Source organism: uncultured Pontibacter sp. (assembly GCF_947502515.1).
Classification (GTDB): domain Bacteria; phylum Bacteroidota; class Bacteroidia; order Cytophagales; family Hymenobacteraceae; genus Pontibacter.
The window spans coordinates 620,923-641,183 of the sequence record NZ_CANNAI010000001.1 but is presented as its reverse complement, the minus strand read 5'-3'; the positions used below and the strand labels follow the sequence as shown (position 1 = coordinate 641,183).

Here is a 20,261-nt window from a genome sequence, read left to right as displayed (position 1 = left end):
TCACTCACTATGAACAAGGTCCATTATAGTTTAAAATCGTGAATATTTGAATAAGCAAATCCTATGAGTATGTCTTCCTAGAGATCTCGCTGCAAGGGCCCTCATACCTGATAAATATATTGATCCACACCACCCGGGACAGACGGAAAATAACTGGCAGTAATGCCACCACCGTCACCAGCACAATCCCGATCATCATCGCCATGGTCACCTCTTCTACAAACTGATAGAGCAAAAACAAGGATACTAAAAATATTGCTACGTTGAAGGCAAAGCTTACATACATCGTCCCGTAGTAATAGCCTACTTCCGGTTCAAAAACCTGTCCGCAACAAGGGCATGTTTTGTGCATCTCTGCAAACTTAGTAGTGTACAAGGTTCCCTTCGGAAACACACTGTCTTCCCGGCACCTGGGGCATTTCACAGTTAAAATGCTATACAGGAGGGAATTTCGCTGACCCATGATCGCTGTTTCATTAATTATATCGCTCTACAAAGATACGAACACGTTCTACCTACCTTACGGCACAAAAAGTCCAATTGACTGGACTTCTGTGCTCTTCGACCACAAATTCTACCATCCGAGAGATGGTAACACCTGACAAAGGAAAAAATCACAGGCATTGCCCACTTGACACTATAGCCTGATAATCTTCTTTGAATGAGAAAACGAGGATAGGATAAAACCAGTGTCATGCAAACCCGGAATCAGTAACAACTACCATTACCATCCTCTGGCTTGATTGAGTACCTTAATAGGTTACACAAGAGCTTTAAGAAATTGTCCGTACTCGAGGATCAAAAATATAGGGCTCCCAAAAGGAGCCCCATATCAACACAAACTAAACATTAACCAATTTTTTGAAGCGCCAGGGCACAGCAAAAACAAGATAGTCAGACGCTATACCTTGACTTCTCAATTCATCACAACAGCACCTTCCTCTATTTGCGGGGTTGCTTTGCTGATCAGACTGTCTCCAGTTTTCAATTCGCCGAATACTTCAACTTTCCCATCGAATTTCCGGCCTCTTCGCACAGGCAATCTTGTCACTTTGTTTGACACCACCTTCAGCACGTAAATGCCTTCATCAGAGTCAACGAGTGCCATTTCAGGAACAACAAATGTGCTATCCTTGAGTGAAAGTAGAATCTTTACATCGGCTACCATTCTCGGCAACAGCGTTCTGTCAGGGTTTGGGATATCCAACTCTATACGCTCTGAGCGCAGCTTGGCATCTAGGGCTCCCGCCTGCCGTTTGATTACGCCGCTATAGGAGGCTTGTGGTTGCGACCTAACAGTAAAGCTTACCGGATTTGTAGTATTTAGGTATGGCAGATGGGCTTCGGGAACTGATACGATCAGGCGTAGTTTTTTTTGCTCCTGCAGCGTAACCAAGGGCAGTGCTGACCCCTTGCCGGATGGCCCCACATAAGCGCCCACATCCACATGGCGGGCAGTGATGACGCCACTGAACGGCGCACGCAGTTCCAAATATCCCGCCATCACCTTCACCTCCTCCAGCGAAGCTTTGGCAGCTTCCAGCTGTGCCAGGTCCGAATTTTTCCGGGCCGTGATCTGGTCGAGTGCGTCCTGGGCAACGGCGCCTTCTGTTTTACTTGCCTCCACTATCCGGTCATAGCTTGCCCTGGTGGCAATATAGTTGGCCTCTAAAGATTTTATTTTGGATCTGGCAGCGGCTAGCTGGGAGCTGATCTCGGGTGCTTCCAGTATCATCAGTACTTCTCCCGCTTTCACTTCAGAGCCTATGTCTACCTTCAAAACTTTTACAAAACTGTTCACCTTCGCATAGATATCTACCTCCTGGTTGGCAACAAGTTCTCCCGGCACCGACAGGGTAGTTGTCAATTTATCTTTTGTCACCGCGAAGGTTTCCATCTTGGGAGCCATCATGGGCTCCTCTGACTTTTTCTCTGCTACCTCTGTGGGCGTACAGCTGCTGATCAACAGCACCAAGGAAGTGCTGTAGAACGCAAGGGATGAAATAAACCGAATATTTTTCATTTTCTTAAAATCTGTGAGTTAGAAACTAAACCGTTTGAAGCACATACTGCTTGCTCTCTTCATCCTCCGGATCCAGCGACACGGAATCTGTTGAAGAGTTCCCCTGTACCCAGGCAAAAACCAATGGAAGGAAAATCAGCACCGCAAAAGTGGAAGCGACAAGCCCTCCGATAACTGCTCTGCCCAGTGGAGCTATCAGGTCACCGCCTTCTCCATACCCGATGGCTATCGGCAGCATACCGGCCACCATGGCCAGGCTGGTCATGATGATGGGCCTTAAGCGTAGGAAAGCGGCTTCTTTCGCTGCTGCCAGGGCATCTCCGCCGTTAGACTTGCGAAGCTCTTCCGCATTACTCACCAGCAGCAGGGCATTCGCCAGGGAAACCCCAATGGACATGATGATCCCCATGTAGGACTGCAGGTTAAGCGTAGAGCCTGTCAGCAGCAGAAGCCCCAGCGCCCCGAATAGCACGGTAGGCACACTCGTCAGGATAACCAAAGGCACTTTGAGGGACTGGAAGTTGGCCGCCAGTAGCAGGAACACGACCACAATCGCGACGAGCAAGCCGTTCTGCAGGCTGTTGGTCGTTTCCGTCAGGACGTTGGATGTCCCGATCAGGCTTACCGTCAGACCCCTCGGCAGTTCTCCCAGCGCTGCGATGGCCGCCTGCACGTCTTTGGTAGCCGTGCCCAGGTCCATTTTGTGCAGGTTGGCCGTCACCGTAATAAAACCCATCGTGCCCAGGTTGGCGCTTTCGCCATAGGTTGTGTCAGGCGTAATGGTAGCCACATCACTCAGAACAGGTCGCGAGGAATTTTTCAGCACCGGAATGTTCTCCAGGTCCTCCTTGCTGTTCATCTTGTTGAGCGGCGTCTGTACCTGCACGTCATAGGCGATACCCATCATGCCGTTATCGATCCACATGTTTTTGCTGGTATACCGCGACGATGCCGTTGAGGCGATGAGCGACCTGGAAATATCACGCACATCCACGCCAAGCTGCGCTGCCCGCTGGCGGTCAATCTCAATATTGAGCGTCGGGTACTTTTGAGACTGTGCGATTTGCTGGTCACGCAGGTAATCGATTTCGTTGAGCTTAGCGAGCAGCTTCTTCGCATACATGGCGTTCTGCATCTTATTCATCCCCGAAAAGCGAACCTCTATCGGTGTGGGCGATCCCTGGCTCAGCACTTTGTCAATCAGCTCAATGGGTTCAAAGGAGAGTCTTACATCCGGCATCACCTCCTTGATACGGCCGCGTATCTGATCCTTCACATCTGCTATGTTGCCATTAAAGTCATTCAACGCCACTTGCATCAGGGCTTCGTGCGGGCCGGAGTTATAGAGGTAAATCGGGCTCACGGCAAAGGTAGAGGGGTGCTGCCCGATGAACACGGACGATATGGCAACCTTCTCTTTTCCTACGATTCCCTCAATCTCACTTAACACTGTTTTTACCCTGTCTTCTGTCCGGTCAATGCGCGTGCCATCCGGAGCGCGAAGCCGGATCTGGAACTGGCTCGAATTAACGGCTGGCAGTACATCGCTCCCTATATTGGCGAAAAACAGCACGACCAAGCCGGAGGCAATTACCAGGTAAGCTGCGACGATAGGTTTGCGGTGCGGCAGGATTCGGTTCAGGAAGTTCGTAAAGCCATCGCGGAACCTCTCAAACCTGCCTTCTTTTTTAGCTTCTGCATCATGGTTATGTCCTTTCATCAGCCAGTTAGCCATGACAGGCACAAAGGTCTGGGAGAGCAGGAACGAGATGATCATGGAGAAACCAATTGCCAGGGCCAAAGGCTTAAACAGCGCACCCGGTATACCGGCCATCATGAACGCAGGCGCGAACACAGCCAATATAACCAATAGAATCATCAGCTTCGGGAAAGCGATCTCCTTACAGGCTTCCCAGATGGCCTGGGCCTTGGTTTTGCGCATGGCCAGGTGCCGGTGAATGTTTTCAATCGTTACCGTACTCTCGTCCACCAGAATACCAACAGCCAGCGCCAATCCGCTCAACGACATGATGTTGATGGTCTGCCCGAAGAGCTTCAGAAACAGCACCCCTGAGATAATGGAAATCGGAATGGTCAGGACTACGATAAGGGCTGCCCGACGGTCTCCCAGGAACAGCAGCACCATCAGGCCCGTGAGTACGGCTCCCAGCACCCCTTCCGTTATCAGGCTCTTCACGGCGTTGATCACATAAACCGACTGGTCAAACTCATAGGATATCTTTACATCCTCGGGCAGGTTCCTCTGAATCTCAGGAAGCTTTTGCTTTAGGTTCTTCACCACCTCCCAGGTGGAGGCATCCCCGGATTTGGCGATGTTGATGTACACGGACCGCTCCCCATTGATAAGGGCGTAGCTCGTCGTGATATCGGCGCCGTCCTTGATGGTAGCCACATCCCGCAAGTATAGGTTCTCCACGCTGCCCTTAAACAACGGGATCTCGCCAAACTCCTCCAGTGTCTTGATGACATTGTTAGTCGGGGTCAGGTAGTTGATGTCGCCGATGGTGGCGTTGCCTGAAGGAGCCGTGATGTTGTTGTTGCTGATCGCCTCCACAATCTGGTCAGGCGTCAGGTTATGGGCGCGGATCAGCTCCGGGTCGATGTTGATCTCTATCGTGCGCGGGCTTCCTCCGAATGGCGGTGCCGTTTGGATACCCGGGATAGAAATTAGAAATGGCCGGGCCGCAAAGTTGGCCACATCCTGCAACTGGTTGTTGTTCTTGACCGGACTGGTGAAGACCAGCTGCCCCACCGGCTGCGAAGAGGCATCGAAACGGATGATGAAGGGCGGCGGCGCACCCGGCGGCAGGAACACCTGCGACCTGTTGGAGAGGGCATTTATCTCGGCAACGGCAGAGGCCATGTTCGTATTCTCATGAAAGGTAACCTTCATCAGGGTCAGGCCCTGCGAGTTCTTTGATTGGATGTCCTTGATGCCGTTGGTGAACAGGAGCATGTTCACGTACATTTTTGTGAAGTAGGACTCCATCTGTTTGGGCGTATACCCATAAAAGGAATGGGCGATGTAAACCACAGGCATCTTCATTTCCGGCAGCAGGTCCACTTTCACATCGCGGGTAGCCTGTACCCCGAAGAAAAGCAGGCCCACCACCATCACCAGCACGGAGATGGGTTTACGTAAGGCGCTTCGTATTAAATTCATTTCTTATTCAGCTTTAACTTCGTCCATGAAAAGATTAAAATCACCGGTAGCGGCAGCTTTCAGCAAAAGAGACTGCCAGACATTGGCATAGGCAATCTCGTTTTCTGCCTCTGCCCGGCTAAGCGTGTAGAGGGATTGTGTCACGTCTACAATAGTTGTCAGGCCATTCTTATAGAGGGCAGTGTGCTGTCGGTAAGCGTCAGAAGCGGCTTTTACCTGCACCGGTGCCTCCCGGTAACTTTCCAGGGCATTGGCTATCTTGGCATCAGCCAGCCTGGCCTGTGCCTCCAGTTCCTGGTAAGCCACCTCATATTCGTCCTTCAGGGCCTGGGACCGCAGCTCCTGTGACTTGATTCTGGAGTTGAGGCGGGAGATGGAGGTCAGGTTCCAGTGCAAACCGACACCGGCCAGGTAATTGCCACGACCAATGCCAACTCCGTCGAAATAGTTGCTTGAGAAGGCGGACTGATCTTGCGGATAAATGGATTGGAACCCGGTGCCTCTGCCCTGCACAATACCGAACAAGGAAAAGGTCGGGTAGGCCATTTTGCGGTACAGCTTTGCTTCGGCATCGCTCCTGGCGATGCGGCTTAACTGGAACTGTAGCGCCGGATGCGTTTCCTCAACTGGAGAAGGTTCTGTGAGTAGTGCGACAGGAATGCTAGTAACGAACGTCGAATCCAGCGTAAACTCGGCATAAGGCACGCCCATCAGCACAGCCAGGGTTTTGGACTTTTCCAGTTCCATATCCCGTGCTTTCAGCTGCTCAATCCGGGCATTGGAGACTTCCGCGTTGGCCAGGGAAGAATCGACGCCTGCGATCAATCCGCTCCTGGCTAATACAGCCGCAGTGGATTTAAATACCTGCGCCCGCTTGAGGTTCTCCGCTTTGGTATAGGCTATCCTTTGGGCCGTGAGCAGGTTGAGGTAAGCAGCAGCTACTTTCACTTGATGCTCAAACTGCTCCTGTTCCAACGCCTGCTGGCTTACAGCCGCTTCAGACTGCGCTACTTTGATTGAGCTTTTTACCCGCCCGAAACTGAAGAAATCCCAGTTGACGTTTGCCAGGTATAGCGCGCCGAAGGCGGCGTTCCAATCCTGCTCGGGGAGCGGCAGCGCGGTGGAAGCAACGCCTAGTCCACCAAACCCATATAAGGGACCATGCTGGCCATTTATTGTTCCGTAGCTTTGCTGGCCCGAGAGCCTGACATCGGGCAGGTAATCCTTTTTCCGCTCCTGGACGGTTGCCTCTGATGCTTGCTGGTATTTTTCTTTGGCTTTTATCGAGCCATAGTTATTCAATGCCCTATCGACTGCATCCTGCAGCGTCAGCGTCTGGGAAAACGCCGGAACGGACAGCAGGAGGCAGAGTAAGAGCGTCATACGTTCTACTCGCATTGGTTAAAAAAATAAGGTTGGATTTACTGCTTCACCCTGGCACACATGGGCATGAGAAGAGCAGCCGGTTAATGGCCATTAACGATAGTCCTAGTGCACAAACTAGAGCAAGTATGGGCACAGGTTTTTAAGCTATGGTAGCTTTCAAAGTGTATCGGTAATGGCTAAGCCTGCAGAATCGAGGCTTTGGTTTAAGAAGGGGAATGATCTAAATTCTGAAAACGCAGTTTTTGATGTAGAGTGCAACCTTACCTGCCAGAGGTGGTCCGTTGCTTTTGGGGTACTCTACTACTATCGATGATACGGAAGAGGGAACATCCTGTGTTGGATACGAGAGAATAGCAGCCAGATAAACAGGCTTTGAAATACTTGTAACTAAGTCGTCGTGCTGGCTGTCGGCCTTCAGCTGCTGCTGGGAATACTTACAGCATTCTTTCTCAGGCTTGCCAGTAGGGCACTCTGTGGCACAGCTTTCTTTCTCCGACCATACGTTGACATCTACCACTTGCCCCTTGCAGAACTGCAATTGGAAGGCCGCCCCGCTGGAAGCCGTGACGTAGAGGATACTAAACAATATGGTTAAAAAGCTATTCACAATTTATAGGGAAAGAACTCGACAATAGACTCCAATCAACCGTTCACAACTGTCATAAATCTCCAGGCTGAGCCTGGCATTGCCCATTCTTGGGACAAAGATAAGGCATATACCTGCAGCCACCATGGTGTAGTTTACTGTTTGTGTTGTAGTCTTTACCGGTGAGCTTTAAAACTTAAACCGTAGTGTTGTCTTTATAACATTCAAGAAGAAGCTACTGCATAAGTAGCTTCTTCTTGAATGTTAGCGTTACTTACAATCTCATGTTCATTACAAGAGTTGTCTCTAATACTTACGATCGCTGGCATTGTTTTTCTTTGGTCCACTTCTGGACTACAACACTAAAGAGCTTGTGCCTTAAAACCGGCCTCCTCTACCGTAACAATGATTTGACTGGCAGAGAGAATCCGTTTTCACGGTTAACACTTTATTATCCACGCTCCACTCGTTGTCTTTGAGCACAGGGGTTATTTTTGAAACACAGCCTCCGCAATTGATATTGGATTTAAACTGTAGCTGCTTCATCCTTTTGTATAGCTAGCTTTCTTACTTTATTTTTATCACTACAAAAACAGCACCTGCCTGAGGGTGGTCTGTTACACAATCCTTCTTATTTTTAACATATTTATCTTGCACCTCTATATTTTCTGCGCCTTTAGCTGCAAACTGTTGGTCATCACTGACGCAGACCTCAATATCATGGCTACTCCTACTACCATCGGATTTAGCAGGAAGCCTTGTAGCGGGTGAGTACCCCAGCCCTGATGGAAATGCCTATTAGATTGTGGATGAAGGCCCGGAACAGGTTCTGCCTGATCATCCGCACTGTATGCCTCCAAGAAAGATTCTGCACTCCGGGAAATTGTATCTTCGTCCTTCCCAGGCTGTTATGCAATTTAAGCTGAGTGCTGCAAGTTTTACAGGATGGTTGTTAAAGGTTTGGTTTCAGTCGGAATGAGTTTTCCCACAATAAGCCAGAAGGATTCCATCTACCAACGTATCATAGAGATACAACACACAGTAGAGTACATAATCTTCAAGCAGTATTAAACAAAAGGGAGAAGCTAAGCATTTTTCTGTTTTTTGAAACCTCACACTGGTTCTTATTTAAATTGTGATCCGTTGGCACCATCATACGCCTGATGGGTTGTTTCGCAAAGAATTTATAAAACATTCCGCTATTTATGTAACAAACTCTGTTACATATGCTTTATCTTTGCAAAAGTTTAAGTCACACTATGAAGCTGATCCGTCACCTGATCCTACTTGTCCTGACCTTCGTGGTGCTTGTCTCTTCGACCGGCATCTCGGTGGGCATGCATTTGTGTGAGGGTGAGTTAGAGGATCTTTCCTTTTTCGGAGCCAAGGCAGATTGCCCGATGGAACAGCAGCAACAAAAACTGCCATCCTGCCATAACGTGCCTGGCTCAGACGATTCTGCATCCGCCTGCTGCGATGACCACACGCTCCACCTGGAGCAAGCTGATGCCGCCTCAGATTCCAACGCACAGCTGCTTACCAAAGCCTTAGACCTGAAATTTGTAGCCGCTTTTAAAGTGGTTATACTTCAGCTATTTGCTCCTGAAGCAGAACAAGCGTCTACCTACGCGCTGTATAAATCCCCCCCGATTGCCCGCGACATCCCGGTGCTGGTGCAATCTTTCCTGCTATAACCTTTCAGGCTCCTGTGATGCCACGCTTTGGCTGGCGCAGCCGTGTCTTCTCATGAAGGACCGGACTGGTCTTCCTATGTGCTTTGGCCTCACCTCCTACTTGCCACAACCCGGTGGCTGCTCAAATTCCTGTTAAGGTTTATTTTCTACTTACATGATTGCGAAATTAATATCTCTTTCGCTCCGTAACCGCTATATCGTCCTGCTCATTTCAGCGGTACTATTCGGATGGGGCTTGTATTCCGTGCAGACAAACAAGGTGGATGCCATCCCCGATTTGTCTGAAAACCAGGTGATCGTTTTTACCGAATGGATGGGCCGTAGCCCACAGATCATCGAAGACCAGATCACCTACCCGCTTGTTACCAACCTGCAGGGTTTGCCCCAGGTAAAGTATGTACGGGGCAGCTCCATGTTCGGCATGAGCTTTATTTACGTCATCTTTGAAGACGAAACAGATGTGTACTGGGCAAGGACCCGCGTGCTGGAACGCCTTAACTCTGTTGGCAACATGCTGCCGGAAGACGTCACCCCTACTCTGGGCCCGGACGGTACCGGCGTGGGCCATATCCTGTGGTACACCCTGGACGCCCCGGGCATGGACCTGGGGGAGCAACGCGCCGTACAGGATTGGTATGTGAAGTTTGCGCTGCAGAATGTGAAAGGCGTCAGCGAGGTGGCCTCCTTTGGTGGTTTCCAGAGGCAATACCAGATCACGCTGGATCCTAATAAACTTACCTACTATAAACTCTCGGTGCCGCAGGTTATCCAGGCCATCCGCGCCAATAATAACGAAGCCGGTGGCCGTAAGTTCGAACTATCCGACATCGGCTATATCATCAAAACCACAGGCTATTTACAATCTACAGAAGAGATCCAGAACCTTGCCATCGCCACCAACAACTCTATACCGGTGCGGGTGCGTGATGTGGCCTCGGTGCAGATGACGGGGGAAAGCCGCCTGGGCATTTTCGACGTGAACGGCGAGGGCGAAGCGGTGGGCGGCATTGTGGTGATGCGCTACGGCGAAAATGCCGAAGAAGTGATCGACCTCGTGAAAGTGAAGATGGAAGAGGTCGCCAAAGGCCTCCCCGAGGGCGTGAAGTTCAACATCGTTTACGACCGCAGCGGCCTGATCAACGAATCGGTGGACTCTATCAAAAAGACCCTGATCGAAGAGATGCTGGTAGCCTCCGTGATTGTGTTTCTGTTCCTCTTCCACTGGCGCAGTGCACTGGTCATCATGATTCAGCTGCCCCTGTCAGTCGCCATTGGCTTTATACTGCTCAACGCCTTCGGTATCTCTTCCAATATCATGTCGCTTACCGGCATTGCCCTTTCCATCGGTGTGATCGTGGACGATGCGATTGTGATGGTAGAAAACTCCTACCGCCATCTGGCTGACGCGAGCAAGGGCAAACCATGGGAGGATTAACTGTAGTCTTTCAAGAAGAAACTCAACATGAAATTATCAAAAGAAGATAGAATCCGGATCATCGAGAAGGCTGCCAAGCAGGTGGGGCCCAGCGTGTTCTGGAGTACCGTAATCGTCATCACCTCTTTCCTGCCGGTATTCCTGCTCACCGGCCAGGAAGGCAAGCTGTTCGGCCCGCTGGCCTGGACAAAAACATTTATCCTCATCGTGGACGCCATCATAGCCATCACGCTGACACCAGTGCTCATCTCCTTTTTCCTGAAAGGGAAGTTTAAAGAAGAAAGCGCCAACCCGATCAACAGGGCGTTGGAATGGGTGTACGGACCGGTGCTGAAGTGGTGCCTGAAGTGGCGTAAAACCACCATCGGGGTCAACATCCTGGCCTTGTTGGTTTCCATCCCCATGCTCATGAGCCTGGGCACCGAGTTTATGCCGCCGCTGGACGAAGGCTCTATCCTGTTCATGCCGGTAACACTGCCTGACATTTCCAACGCTGAGGCCAAGCGCATCCTGCAGGTGCAGGACAAGATCATCAAATCGGTGCCTGAAGTGGAGAGTGTGTTGGGCAAAGCGGGCCGCGCCAGTACGGCCACCGACAACTCCCCGATCAGCATGATTGAAACGATCATTATGCTCAAACCACGGTCGGAATGGCGCGAAGGCATCACCAAACAGGATATCATACGGGAACTCGACAGCAAGCTACAGATCCCGGGTGTGGTGAATGGGTGGACCATGCCCATTATTAACCGCATCAACATGCTGGCTACCGGCATCCGTACCGACGTGGGCGTGAAAGTGTATGGCCAGAACCTGGACTCCATCGCTTCGGTTTCGGAAAAAGTGCGGGCTGCCTTGCGTGATGTCGAAGGCGTAAGTGACCTGTTCGTAGAGCCGATCACAGGCGGCAAATACCTGGAAATAGACATCAATCGGGAAGCCCTCAGCCGCTATGGCCTGACCGTAGACGATGTGAACATGATCGTGGAGTCTGCCTTGGGTGGCGCACCAATAGATAATACCATTGAAGGGCGCAAGCGCTTCTCCATTAACGTGCGCCTGGCACAGGAGTACCGCAACAGCGTGGAGCGGATTGAGCGCATCCCCATCCAGACGGCTTCGGCAGGTTCCATTCCGCTTTCTTCGGTTGCCACGGTGCGTTTCACCGAAGGGCCTCCTATGATCAATTCCGAGAATGCGCAGCTGCGCGGGGCCGTGCTCTTCAACGTGCGCGACCGCGACCTGGGCAGCACTGTGAAGGAAGCCATTGAGAAGTTAAATACAGAAGTGACCGGTCTGCCCAACGGCTATTACCTGGAGTGGAGCGGGCAGTGGGAAAACCAGGTGCGCGCCAACCAGACCCTGCAAATCATACTTCCGCTGGTGGTTCTTATCATCTTCTTTATTTTATACTTCTCTTTCAACTCCTTGAAAGAAGCCTTTTTCAGCCTGATCACCATCCCGTTTGCCCTGATCGGCGGGGTATTCATTGTCTACTTCTACGGTGTGAACTTATCGGTAGCAGTGGCAGTAGGCTTTATCGCCTTGTTTGGTATGGCCATTGAAACGGGTATGCTGATGGTGGTGTACCTGAACGAGGCGATGCATGAGCTGGTGGCACTGAAAGGCAACAGCAGCGAGACGATTACCAAGCAGGACATCCGGGACTACGTGTTCAAAGGAGCGGTAAAGCGCCTTCGTCCCAAGATCATGACCGTGTCGGTATCACTGTTTGGCCTGATACCGGTACTTTGGGCAACTGGTGTGGGCACTGACGTCATGCTCCCGATCGTGCTGCCGCTGATCGGAGGGGTTCTTACCTCTTCTATCCACATCCTGCTGGTAACCCCGGTGGTGTTTGAAATGACGAAAGAGTATGAGTTAAAGAAACACGGCAAATTAGAGATATACGATGTTAAGCATTAATAAAATAAATTGGTTGTTTGTGTTTGTGTTGCTGGCTGGCACCCCGGTGCTGGCCCAGCAGCAACACACCATCAACTTAGACAGCGTACTGCAGCGCATCAGCAACAATAATCCGATGCTGCAACAGTACAACTATAAGGCAAAAGCGATGGATGCCTACGCTGAAGGCGCAAAGAGCTGGATGGCGCCCATGGTAGGCGGTGGTGTGTTCATGGCCCCCTACCCAGGGGCCGAGATCATGGATGAGCGTGATAAAGGCGCCTGGATGATATCGGCAGAGCAGGACATACCCAACCCGGTAAAGCTTCGCGCCAAGGAGAAATACATGAAGTCAAGAGCAGGCGTCGAGCAGGCGGCGAAGGATGTGACCTTCAACGAGCTCCGGGCGCAGGCCAAAACGGCTTACTACAACTGGGTGGTGCTGGAAAAACAGCTGGATGTTCTCAAAGACAACGAGCGGATCATGGAATACATGCTGAAGCTGGCCCGTATCCGCTACCCCTACAGCCAGGGCAAGCTGGGTGGTGTTTACAAAGCCGAAGCCAGGCTGCACGAGGTAAAGAACATGCAGGTAATGACGGCTTCGCAGATCGAGCAGCAGAACGTGCAGCTCAACATCCTGATGAACTTGCCCAAAGACCAGAAGTATAAAATCGATACCACCGTAGCCGTACCTGCACCGGCTGTCCCCGCCATTGATACGAGCTACCTGAGCGGCGCCCGCAGCGACATCCGCCAGCTCGACCGAACCATCCAGTCGATGCAACTGAACGTGGAGATGGAAAAGAAAGAACGCCTGCCGGATTTCAGCCTGCGCTTCGACCACATGTACCCGCGCGACAACATGATGCCGCAGCAGTACACGGCCATGGGCATGGTCTCGATCCCGATCGCCCCCTGGTCGTCGAAGATGTACAAGGCCAACACCAAGGCCATGAACCTGGAAATACAGGCCATGCAGCGTGAGCGGGAAGCCATGCTCAACGAGGCGCAAGGGATGGCGCGAACCATGGCCCTGGAGCTGAATACGATGCGGGAGCAGGTTGAAAATTACAACAGCAGGATCCTCCCGGCGCTGAAGAAGAACTACGATGTGACCCTGCTGGCCTATGAGCAGAACAGTGAGGAGCTGCCCTTGGTGATCGATGCCTGGGAAGCCCTCAACATGGCGCAGATGGAGTCTCTCAAGCTGCTGCAGTCGCTCTACCAGATGTCGGTAAGCTATGAAAAAGAAATAGAGAAATAAATTGCGGTCGAGTGACTGGGCAAAGGATTTGATTCAAACCTTGACACACAGCCACTCGATCACTCACTCAAAATCAAACATGAGACGATATTTGAACATACTCTTCCTGTTGACAGCGCTGCTGGTAGCTGCCTGCTCGGTGGAGGAAAAAACACATGCACAGGGCGAAACGGAGTATACCTGCCCGATGCACCCGCAGATTGTGCAGAACAAGCCCGGCACCTGCCCTGTCTGCGGTATGGATTTAGTCCCCAAAACCGTACATGGCGAAGGCGTTGAAATTACCGAAGACCTGGCGTTTCTGCTGAAACCGACGACTGGCACGGTGGTAGCCAGTATCACCACGACAAAGCCCGCGCAAAAGGCGACACAGACCACCGTGCAGCTGGACGGCATCATCACCTATGATCCGCGGCGCGTTTACACAGTCCCTGCCCGCGTGGCCGGCCGCATCGAAAAGCTGTTTGTCAAATACAATTTCCAGCCGATCCGCAAGGGGCAGAAGCTGATGGAGGTGTACAGCCCGGACCTGATCACGGCGCAGCGCGAACTGCTCTACCTGGTGAAGGCTTCACCTGAAGATCAGCAGTTGATTTCATCCGCCCGGCAAAAACTGCAGTACCTCGGGGCCACCGACGAGCAGATAAACCGCCTTATCCGCAACGGCGAAGAGAGCTATACCTTCACGCTCTACAGCCCCTATGACGGTTACGTAATTGATCTCAATACCGCTTCTCCGGCCGCTTCTACCGGTATGGCCGCAGCTACTCCTGCAGCCGGCTCCGGTGGCGGCATGGACGCCATGGGCGGAGGCGGCGCTGCAACCCCAACACCTCCTTCCGGGGCTTCAACTAATCCAGCCGGACAGGCTATCCAGTTGCGCGAAGGTATGTATGTGAGCGTAGGGCAGCCGCTGGTGCAGGTGGTGAATGCCGAGCAACTGTGGGCCGAGTTTAATGTGCCTGCCGGCGAGCTACAAGCCCTGTCAAAAGGTACGCCGGTGAAGATCTCTTTCCCACAAATCCCAGGTGAGCAGCTTGATGGCAAGGTGGATTTCTTTCAGCCGTTCTTCGACGAGGGGGAAAGCTTTGCCAAAGTGCGGGTATACCTGCCCGGTAATGCAAAACTGGCAATGGCAGGGCAACTGGTGACCGCAACAGCCCGTGTCGACACGGCCCCTGCTCTCTGGGTACCTCAGGCGGCGGTGCTGGACATCGGCACCAAAACGGTGGCCTTCCGGAAAATGAACGGTGTCTTCGAACCGGTTACAGTGACCACCGGCGCTCGCGCAGGCCATGAGATCCAGATCACGGCTGGCTTGGAGCAAACCGATGTGATCGCCACCAACGCCCAGTTCCTGGTCGACAGTGAAAGCTTTATCAAGGTTAATAATTAAAGAGACCCATGAGACGATATTTGAACATACTCTTCCTGCTGACAGCTATACTTGTAGCTGCCTGTTCGGTGGAGGAAAAAACGCATGCTGATGGCGAATCAGCAACCTATACCTGCCCGATGCACCCGCAGATCGTTCAGAACGAGCCCGGTACCTGCCCTATCTGCTTCATGGACCTGGTGCCGGTGTCACAGACGGGTAAGGAAAACGGGGAACTGATGCTGAGCCAAAGCCAGATTGCCCTGGGCAACATCAAAACCAAACGCATCAAGTTTGGCTCCGTGGGGAGCAACGCGATCCTTACCGGCAAACTGGTGCTCGACGAAACGCAGACCGATGTGGTGAGCAGCCGCGCCGCCGGCCGCATCGAGAAGCTATACCTGAAAGAAAGCGGCCAGCCTATAAAAAAAGGACAGCCGCTTTACGAGCTGTACTCGGAAGAGCTGCTGACGCTGCAACGCGAATACCTGCTGGCGCTCCGGCAAAACCAGGAGCTGGGGCAAGAAAACCCGCGTTTCACTTCCTTTCTGGAAGCTGCCAAAAAGAAGCTCCTGCTATACGGACTGACAGAGGCGCAAATTCAACGTCTGGCTAGTTCCGGGCAGGTGAGCCCGCGTATCACGTTTGTCGCCCCCGTTAGCGGTGTGGTGACCGAAGTCGCAGCAGCCGAAGGCCAGTACGTGGCTGAGGGAGGGATTCTGTACCGCCTGGGCAGGCTCGACAAAATCTGGGTAGAAGCCGAAGTGTATCCCCAGGAGCTTGCCCGTGTAAATGAAGGCGATGCATTGAAAGTCGCGGTCGAAGGCTTCAGTCAAACGCCCGTCTCCGCAACAGTGACCTTCATCAGTCCGGAGTTCAAGGCAGGTAGCCAGGTGGCCACCCTTCGCGCCGAACTCCCTAACCCCAACCAGCAATACCTGCCGGGCATGCAGGCAAGCGTTATCCTGCGCAACCCGAACGGCAAGTCCCTTACCCTGCCAACCGATGCGGTGCTCCGGGACAGCAAAGGCAGCCATGTGTGGGTGCAGTCGGGCAAGGATACCTTCAAAGCTCAAATGGTAAAACTGGGAGCAGCGAGCGCCGACAGCGTGGCCATTCTTTCCGGCTTAAAGGAAAACGACAGGGTCGTGGTGAGCGGGGCCTACCTTCTGTACAGCGAGTTTGTTTTGAAGCAAGGGGCTGACCCGATGGCCGGCCATCAGCACTAAGTATACGATGAAGGAATGTTGCAGAACCGGCGATGAGCAAGCGCCTGAAAAAAAGAACAGCTGGCCGAAGCGGCTGCTCTACCTGGCTCTACTGCTGGCCCTCGGGCTGGTGTTATTTGAACAGTTTACAACTTAATTTATTTCCTTGTCCATGAAAAAGAACCTGCTGTATACCGCAGCCTTGTCAGCAATCCTACTGGCATCGTGCACTTCAGAAAAGACCGCCGAGACCCAGGCTGCCGCCGCGGCCCAAACAACTGCAGCGGCACCCGTCCCCCACGCAAACCACATGGCGATTGCCACTCCCCAAACACAGGCTGATCCTTCCGCGGAAGACCTGATGACCAGGGAGGGCCTGCCTAAAGACCTGGTTTGTATGGTCAACAACGCCTATATGGGTAAAAAGCAGTTCCCTGTACCATTCGAAAACAAAATGTACTACGGCTGTTGCGAAATGTGCGTAAACACCATCCAGCAGCAGCGGAAAGTACGCCATGCCGTTGATCCGGTAACCGGGGAGGAGGTGGACAAGTCGCTGGCCTTCATCGCCCTGAAACCCGGCGGTGCCAACGGCGATGTGCTCTACTTTGCCTCTGAAGAAAATTACCGGAAGTACATGCAGTAACATGGAAGTAAAAGGAGAATACCGGAACAGGTTGTAACGTTCTGCTCACTGTTTGTCTCACTGCTTTCTTTAAGTCCAGTTGAATTTAAATTAAATCCTTACATAAACAATTAACCAAACCAACGATGAAACAACCCCTAATCGCCGCCGCCCTGGCAGCATTTCTGTTTACCTCCTGTTCAGAGGCTAAACAAGAAACCTCTGCAACCGAAACAGAAAGCCACGAACACCATGAAGGCATGGCACATGGTGATGAAATGCCTGCCAGTAACTCACTAGTAGTAGAGGCTCCGGACTACACAGCTGTAGCAGCACCTGTAAAAGAGCAAATTGCTGCAGTGTTGGACAGCTTCCTGAAGCTGAAAGACAACCTGGTTGCTTCTGATGCTCAGCAAGCGCAGGATGAAGCCAAAACGCTGCTGGCTGCAGCTGAAAAAGTAGATGCGGCAGGACTGGCAGGAGAACAAAAAGCCTTTGTGGAAGAAAGAATAGCAGAGGTCAAACAAAGCGCTTCCAAAATGGCAGAGGCAGCTGATCTGGCGGTGCAGCGTGGCCAGTTAGAGTTGCTTTCTGAAGCTAGTTTTGCCCTGACCAAAGCCTTTGGTGCTTCCACCGCTACTTTATTCTACCAGCACTGCCCCATGGCCAACAACAACCAAGGCGCCTACTGGCTGAGCGCTGATGGGGAAATCCGTAACCCATACTTTGGCGAGAGCATGCTAGAATGCGGTAGCATCGAGGAAGTGTTCAACTAAAACCATTCATGCGTGGGTCAAACTGTGGCTCACGCATGACTTAACTTATTATACCTGTGCGCCTGCCAAGGTCGGTACGAAGTATTTGGCGAGTGAGTCCGAACGGAGGCGATGCAGCAAGTAGCCAGTCGTGCCCTGCCTAAGAGTAGGTTTAGGTAATACTTTTTCTTTATATTTATCATGCGCATCGGGCAGTACCCTGTCCGATTGCAGCTTTGCTTCATGAAAAGAACCAGGCATAACAAGAATATAAGTTTTACGGGACTGTTTCTCCTAACGGTCTTCGTACACTTGTACCTTGTTCAGCTGGCTTGCAACCTGCCGCACCTGGTACAGCGGCTTCAACCTGTCGCTTCTACAGCACACCACCATAGCACGGGGCATGGAGAACACAGTCACTCTCCTGGACATGGAACCCCTACATCCGCGCATCACGGTGACAGGAGTGCACACCAAAGCGGTGAGCATCCTGCTTCGTCAACGGAAGACACTGGCTGTTGCGTAGAACAAGAGTACGCTCCTTTTCTCAAAGCCTCCCCATCCGTGGAGCTTTCCCAGCTTGTAAAAGCACCTATTGCCTTCATGGACACCTTCTATCAGGCAGTGCTGGGTTTCCTGTACAAGAGCCATATTACAGATGTAACGTATACTCCCCCCGATGCCCCTGTACCTAAAATACCCGATATCAGGGTATTCCTGCACTCTCTTATTATTTGATGCACAAACTGTACTTGTTCTGCATCGGTGCTTGAAAGCCTATGCTTTCAAGCACCGATGCAGACGACCTTCTGTCCCCTGCCCTATACCAAATTCCTGGTATGCAGAAAGGCTTTCAGCGTCGTGTTAAATTAGTTTGTCCAACAAGTGAAGCAAGGATTTCGCTTCATATTCAATTCGTGAAAATGAGTGAAGAGAGTCGGCACCTCAAGGTGCTACACATTAAAAACATGGTGTGTCCCCGCTGCATCATGGTAGTGCGCCAGGAACTTGAAAACCTCGGCCTGCATGTACTGGAAGTAAAGCTTGGCACGGCCCTAATCGAGCAGAGTGACCGGTTGGATGAAACCGCTATAGAAGCGGCACTGGTTAGCAAAGGGTTTGAACTGCTTCACAGCAAGCGAGAAAAGCTTGTGGAAAGCATCAAGGTAATTGTTATTGACCTGATCTCTGCAGACAGGCTTGCCACCCTATCTACAAATCTGTCCACGCACCTGGCCATGGAGCTTGGGAAGGATTACGCTACAATCAGTACGGCCTTTAAAGCATCTGAGGGAATTGCCCTGAACAGATACATCATACTGCAGAAGGTGGAACGCATTAAAGAACTGCTAACCTATGGAGAGCTCCCTCTTGGTACCATTGCGGCCAAGTTAGGCTATAGAAGCCTGCAACACCTGTCTGGGCAGTTCAAAGAGGTAACCGGCATAAGCCCCAGTATATACAAGAAGCAGGGCGGAGCGGATCGTCAACCCATTGATAACCTGTATTGACATATGCGTACCCATGGACAAAGAGATTACAGCTTTATAAATTAAAAAGCTGCCCGAGGGCCGGCATAGTACTGGAAGTGTAGCCTAATGTGCTGCCTTGCTTCTAATGCCTGGCTGACAGCAGCGCTTTGCTAGCATATTACGAGCTGGTGTGTTGCCAGCTCTCATGGACAGGTACTTTCCAGAGTTTACATCCTGTTTAATCACACCCCAATAAATGCTAAATTTTTACAAATCATGAAAAATACCCTTTTATCAATGCTATTCATCCTGCTTTTGTGTCTGATGCATACAGCCCCGCTTTACGCACATGGAGGCGAGAAACATGGCAGCACCGCCCGGACAGAGGCTATTTCGCAGGTGCCAGATACCCTCACGCCGCAGCAGATAGCACCCGAAGAGCACGCAGCCCACGTGCAGGACCCCGCTTCCGCCCACGCCAGGCCGGATGATTTTCCAAATAAGCACCCTTTGATCGTGCATTTCCCCATCGTGCTGCTTTTAGTGGCTGCTGCCGTCCAGCTGTGCAACATCCTGTTTCTGCGCAAGGAGCTCGATTGGATCACCACCGTAGCCACTCTGATCAGCTTTAGTACGGCCTACTATGTAACTGAAATCGACCACCCGCATACAACTGGCCTTACAGCGCATGCCAAGCTGGTGCTTGAACAGCATGACTTCTACGCTGACTGGACCATCTACCTAGGAGGAATAGGCCTGATAGCCCAATTGTTAAATCAGTTCTTGTTTAAAGGGAAGCGTTGGAGCGTGCTGGTTGTTGCCCTTGTTCTTACCAGTGCTGCCTACTGTGTGGCCATGGCCGGACATTATGGCGCTCAGCTCGTACATATAGAGGGTGTCGGCCCACAAGGCAAATACCTGGAGACTGGTCACCACCATTAAGTCCGAAGGCGCAGTCACCCTAGCTGCGCCTTTTCCATTTACTAATTTTCAAGAAAGAATCAAACAAAATCATTATATTTACTAAAGCTAAATAGATGAAACAGTACAAGTATGATACGATGGTCGAGACGCTGAACAACTTACGGGAGCGCGGCTACGCAGTAGACTTTAATTTGCAGCCCACCTGTCTGGAATGCCCGCAGCTACACCTGGAGTTAAAACCTGAAGAATTTGAGATTGATGAAGTTTACCGGTTTGAAGGTGCCAGCAATCCGGATGATAATTCTGTCGTGTATGCTGTTTCCTCTGATAAAGGAGTGAAGGGAGTTTTGGTGGATGCATATGGCGTATATGCTGATGCTGTTACGCCTGATTTGGCCCGCAAATTAAGGCGAGAGTACTAA

The 20,261-nt window shown here is 51.6% G+C and carries 16 protein-coding genes and 2 pseudogenes; 11 read left to right on the top strand and 7 right to left on the bottom strand.

What is annotated here, in order from left to right; translation table 11 throughout:
- Positions 1-61: 61 nt before the first annotated feature.
- From Q1A54_RS03065 to Q1A54_RS03035, 6 genes and pseudogenes are all read right to left on the bottom strand, one after another.
- Entirely contained in the window at positions 62-352 is a 291-nt protein-coding gene (locus Q1A54_RS03065) for a DUF983 domain-containing protein (RefSeq protein ID WP_230391910.1), read from the bottom strand.
- A gap of 564 nt (positions 353-916) precedes the next feature.
- Positions 917-2,023 carry an efflux RND transporter periplasmic adaptor subunit gene (locus Q1A54_RS03060; protein ID WP_196114278.1) on the bottom strand — a complete coding sequence of 369 codons (1,107 nt, stop codon included), beginning with the start codon at positions 2,021-2,023 and terminating at the stop codon, positions 917-919.
- 25 nt (positions 2,024-2,048) lie between these two features.
- On the bottom strand, positions 2,049-5,207 hold the full coding sequence (locus tag Q1A54_RS03055) for an efflux RND transporter permease subunit (RefSeq protein ID WP_196114277.1): 3,159 nt from the start codon (positions 5,205-5,207) through the stop codon (positions 2,049-2,051).
- 3 nt (positions 5,208-5,210) lie between these two features.
- A complete protein-coding gene (locus Q1A54_RS03050; RefSeq protein WP_196114276.1) occupies positions 5,211-6,605 on the bottom strand; it encodes a TolC family protein in 1,395 nt (464 codons plus the stop codon).
- A 208-nt stretch (positions 6,606-6,813) separates the two neighbouring features.
- Entirely contained in the window at positions 6,814-7,179 is a 366-nt protein-coding gene (locus tag Q1A54_RS03045; protein ID WP_196114275.1) for a hypothetical protein, read from the bottom strand.
- Positions 7,180-7,838: 659 nt separating this feature from the next.
- Positions 7,839-8,044 (bottom strand): annotated as a pseudogene (locus Q1A54_RS03035) (hypothetical protein); the annotation flags it as partial.
- Positions 8,045-8,438: 394 nt separating this feature from the next.
- On the opposite strand from Q1A54_RS03035, the gene Q1A54_RS03030 reads away from it, so the two are divergent.
- The 7 genes and pseudogenes from Q1A54_RS03030 (at position 8,439) to Q1A54_RS02995 (ending at position 17,464) form a co-directional block, all read left to right on the top strand.
- Positions 8,439-8,873, top strand: a complete 435-nt coding sequence (locus Q1A54_RS03030) for a hypothetical protein (protein ID WP_196114274.1) — start codon at positions 8,439-8,441, stop codon at positions 8,871-8,873.
- Positions 8,874-9,027: 154 nt separating this feature from the next.
- A pseudogene (locus tag Q1A54_RS20335) lies at positions 9,028-12,234 on the top strand (CusA/CzcA family heavy metal efflux RND transporter).
- Positions 12,221-13,480, top strand: coding sequence for a TolC family protein (locus tag Q1A54_RS03015; RefSeq protein WP_196114272.1), 1,260 nt, complete (start codon positions 12,221-12,223; stop codon positions 13,478-13,480). The pseudogene Q1A54_RS20335 and the gene Q1A54_RS03015 overlap by 14 nt, the downstream one beginning before the upstream one ends.
- 79 nt (positions 13,481-13,559) lie before the next feature.
- Positions 13,560-14,876: an efflux RND transporter periplasmic adaptor subunit gene (locus Q1A54_RS03010; RefSeq protein WP_196114271.1), complete on the top strand. Its 1,317-nt coding sequence runs from the start codon at positions 13,560-13,562 to the stop codon at positions 14,874-14,876.
- A gap of 8 nt (positions 14,877-14,884) precedes the next feature.
- On the top strand, positions 14,885-16,084 hold the full coding sequence (locus tag Q1A54_RS03005) for an efflux RND transporter periplasmic adaptor subunit (RefSeq protein WP_196114270.1): 1,200 nt from the start codon (positions 14,885-14,887) through the stop codon (positions 16,082-16,084).
- Positions 16,085-16,235: 151 nt separating this feature from the next.
- A complete protein-coding gene (locus Q1A54_RS03000) occupies positions 16,236-16,709 on the top strand; it encodes a hypothetical protein (RefSeq protein ID WP_196114269.1) in 474 nt (157 codons plus the stop codon).
- Between the two features lie 125 nt (positions 16,710-16,834).
- Positions 16,835-17,464, top strand: a complete 630-nt coding sequence (locus tag Q1A54_RS02995; RefSeq protein ID WP_188501701.1) for a DUF3347 domain-containing protein — start codon at positions 16,835-16,837, stop codon at positions 17,462-17,464.
- A 48-nt stretch (positions 17,465-17,512) separates the two neighbouring features.
- Here Q1A54_RS02995 and Q1A54_RS02990 read toward each other — a convergent pair whose 3' ends face one another.
- Positions 17,513-17,704 carry a hypothetical protein gene (locus tag Q1A54_RS02990; protein WP_196114268.1) on the bottom strand — a complete coding sequence of 64 codons (192 nt, stop codon included), beginning with the start codon at positions 17,702-17,704 and terminating at the stop codon, positions 17,513-17,515.
- Positions 17,705-17,762: 58 nt separating this feature from the next.
- Between Q1A54_RS02990 and Q1A54_RS02985 the strand changes: the two genes are divergently transcribed.
- From Q1A54_RS02985 to Q1A54_RS02970, 4 genes are all read left to right on the top strand, one after another.
- Positions 17,763-17,969, top strand: a complete 207-nt coding sequence (locus tag Q1A54_RS02985; RefSeq protein WP_196114267.1) for a hypothetical protein — start codon at positions 17,763-17,765, stop codon at positions 17,967-17,969.
- A gap of 397 nt (positions 17,970-18,366) precedes the next feature.
- A complete protein-coding gene (locus Q1A54_RS02980) occupies positions 18,367-18,954 on the top strand; it encodes a helix-turn-helix domain-containing protein (RefSeq protein WP_188501699.1) in 588 nt (195 codons plus the stop codon).
- A 237-nt stretch (positions 18,955-19,191) separates the two neighbouring features.
- A complete protein-coding gene (locus Q1A54_RS02975; RefSeq protein WP_137761623.1) occupies positions 19,192-19,857 on the top strand; it encodes a hypothetical protein in 666 nt (221 codons plus the stop codon).
- A 95-nt stretch (positions 19,858-19,952) separates the two neighbouring features.
- The gene (locus Q1A54_RS02970; protein ID WP_168194102.1) at positions 19,953-20,261 is read left to right on the top strand and encodes a phosphoribosylpyrophosphate synthetase; all 309 of its coding nucleotides are present in this window, start codon (positions 19,953-19,955) and stop codon (positions 20,259-20,261) included.

What these genes read in the sequence shown, in the direction of transcription:
- Q1A54_RS03065 (WP_230391910.1), bottom strand. Translation starts at nt 352, where the DNA reads ATGCACAAAACATGCCCTTGTTGCGGACAGGTTTTTGAACCGGAAGTA.
- Q1A54_RS03060 (WP_196114278.1), bottom strand. Translation starts at nt 2,023, where the DNA reads ATGAAAAATATTCGGTTTATTTCATCCCTTGCGTTCTACAGCACTTCC.
- Q1A54_RS03055 (WP_196114277.1), bottom strand. Translation starts at nt 5,207, where the DNA reads ATGAATTTAATACGAAGCGCCTTACGTAAACCCATCTCCGTGCTGGTG.
- Q1A54_RS03050 (WP_196114276.1), bottom strand. Translation starts at nt 6,605, where the DNA reads ATGCGAGTAGAACGTATGACGCTCTTACTCTGCCTCCTGCTGTCCGTT.
- Q1A54_RS03030 (WP_196114274.1), top strand. Translation starts at nt 8,439, where the DNA reads ATGAAGCTGATCCGTCACCTGATCCTACTTGTCCTGACCTTCGTGGTG.
- Q1A54_RS03015 (WP_196114272.1), top strand. Translation starts at nt 12,221, where the DNA reads ATGTTAAGCATTAATAAAATAAATTGGTTGTTTGTGTTTGTGTTGCTG.
- Q1A54_RS03010 (WP_196114271.1), top strand. Translation starts at nt 13,560, where the DNA reads ATGAGACGATATTTGAACATACTCTTCCTGTTGACAGCGCTGCTGGTA.
- Q1A54_RS03005 (WP_196114270.1), top strand. Translation starts at nt 14,885, where the DNA reads ATGAGACGATATTTGAACATACTCTTCCTGCTGACAGCTATACTTGTA.
- Q1A54_RS03000 (WP_196114269.1), top strand. Translation starts at nt 16,236, where the DNA reads ATGAAAAAGAACCTGCTGTATACCGCAGCCTTGTCAGCAATCCTACTG.
- Q1A54_RS02995 (WP_188501701.1), top strand. Translation starts at nt 16,835, where the DNA reads ATGAAACAACCCCTAATCGCCGCCGCCCTGGCAGCATTTCTGTTTACC.
- Q1A54_RS02990 (WP_196114268.1), bottom strand. Translation starts at nt 17,704, where the DNA reads ATGCCTGGTTCTTTTCATGAAGCAAAGCTGCAATCGGACAGGGTACTG.
- Q1A54_RS02980 (WP_188501699.1), top strand. Translation starts at nt 18,367, where the DNA reads ATGAGTGAAGAGAGTCGGCACCTCAAGGTGCTACACATTAAAAACATG.
- Q1A54_RS02975 (WP_137761623.1), top strand. Translation starts at nt 19,192, where the DNA reads ATGAAAAATACCCTTTTATCAATGCTATTCATCCTGCTTTTGTGTCTG.
- Q1A54_RS02970 (WP_168194102.1), top strand. Translation starts at nt 19,953, where the DNA reads ATGAAACAGTACAAGTATGATACGATGGTCGAGACGCTGAACAACTTA.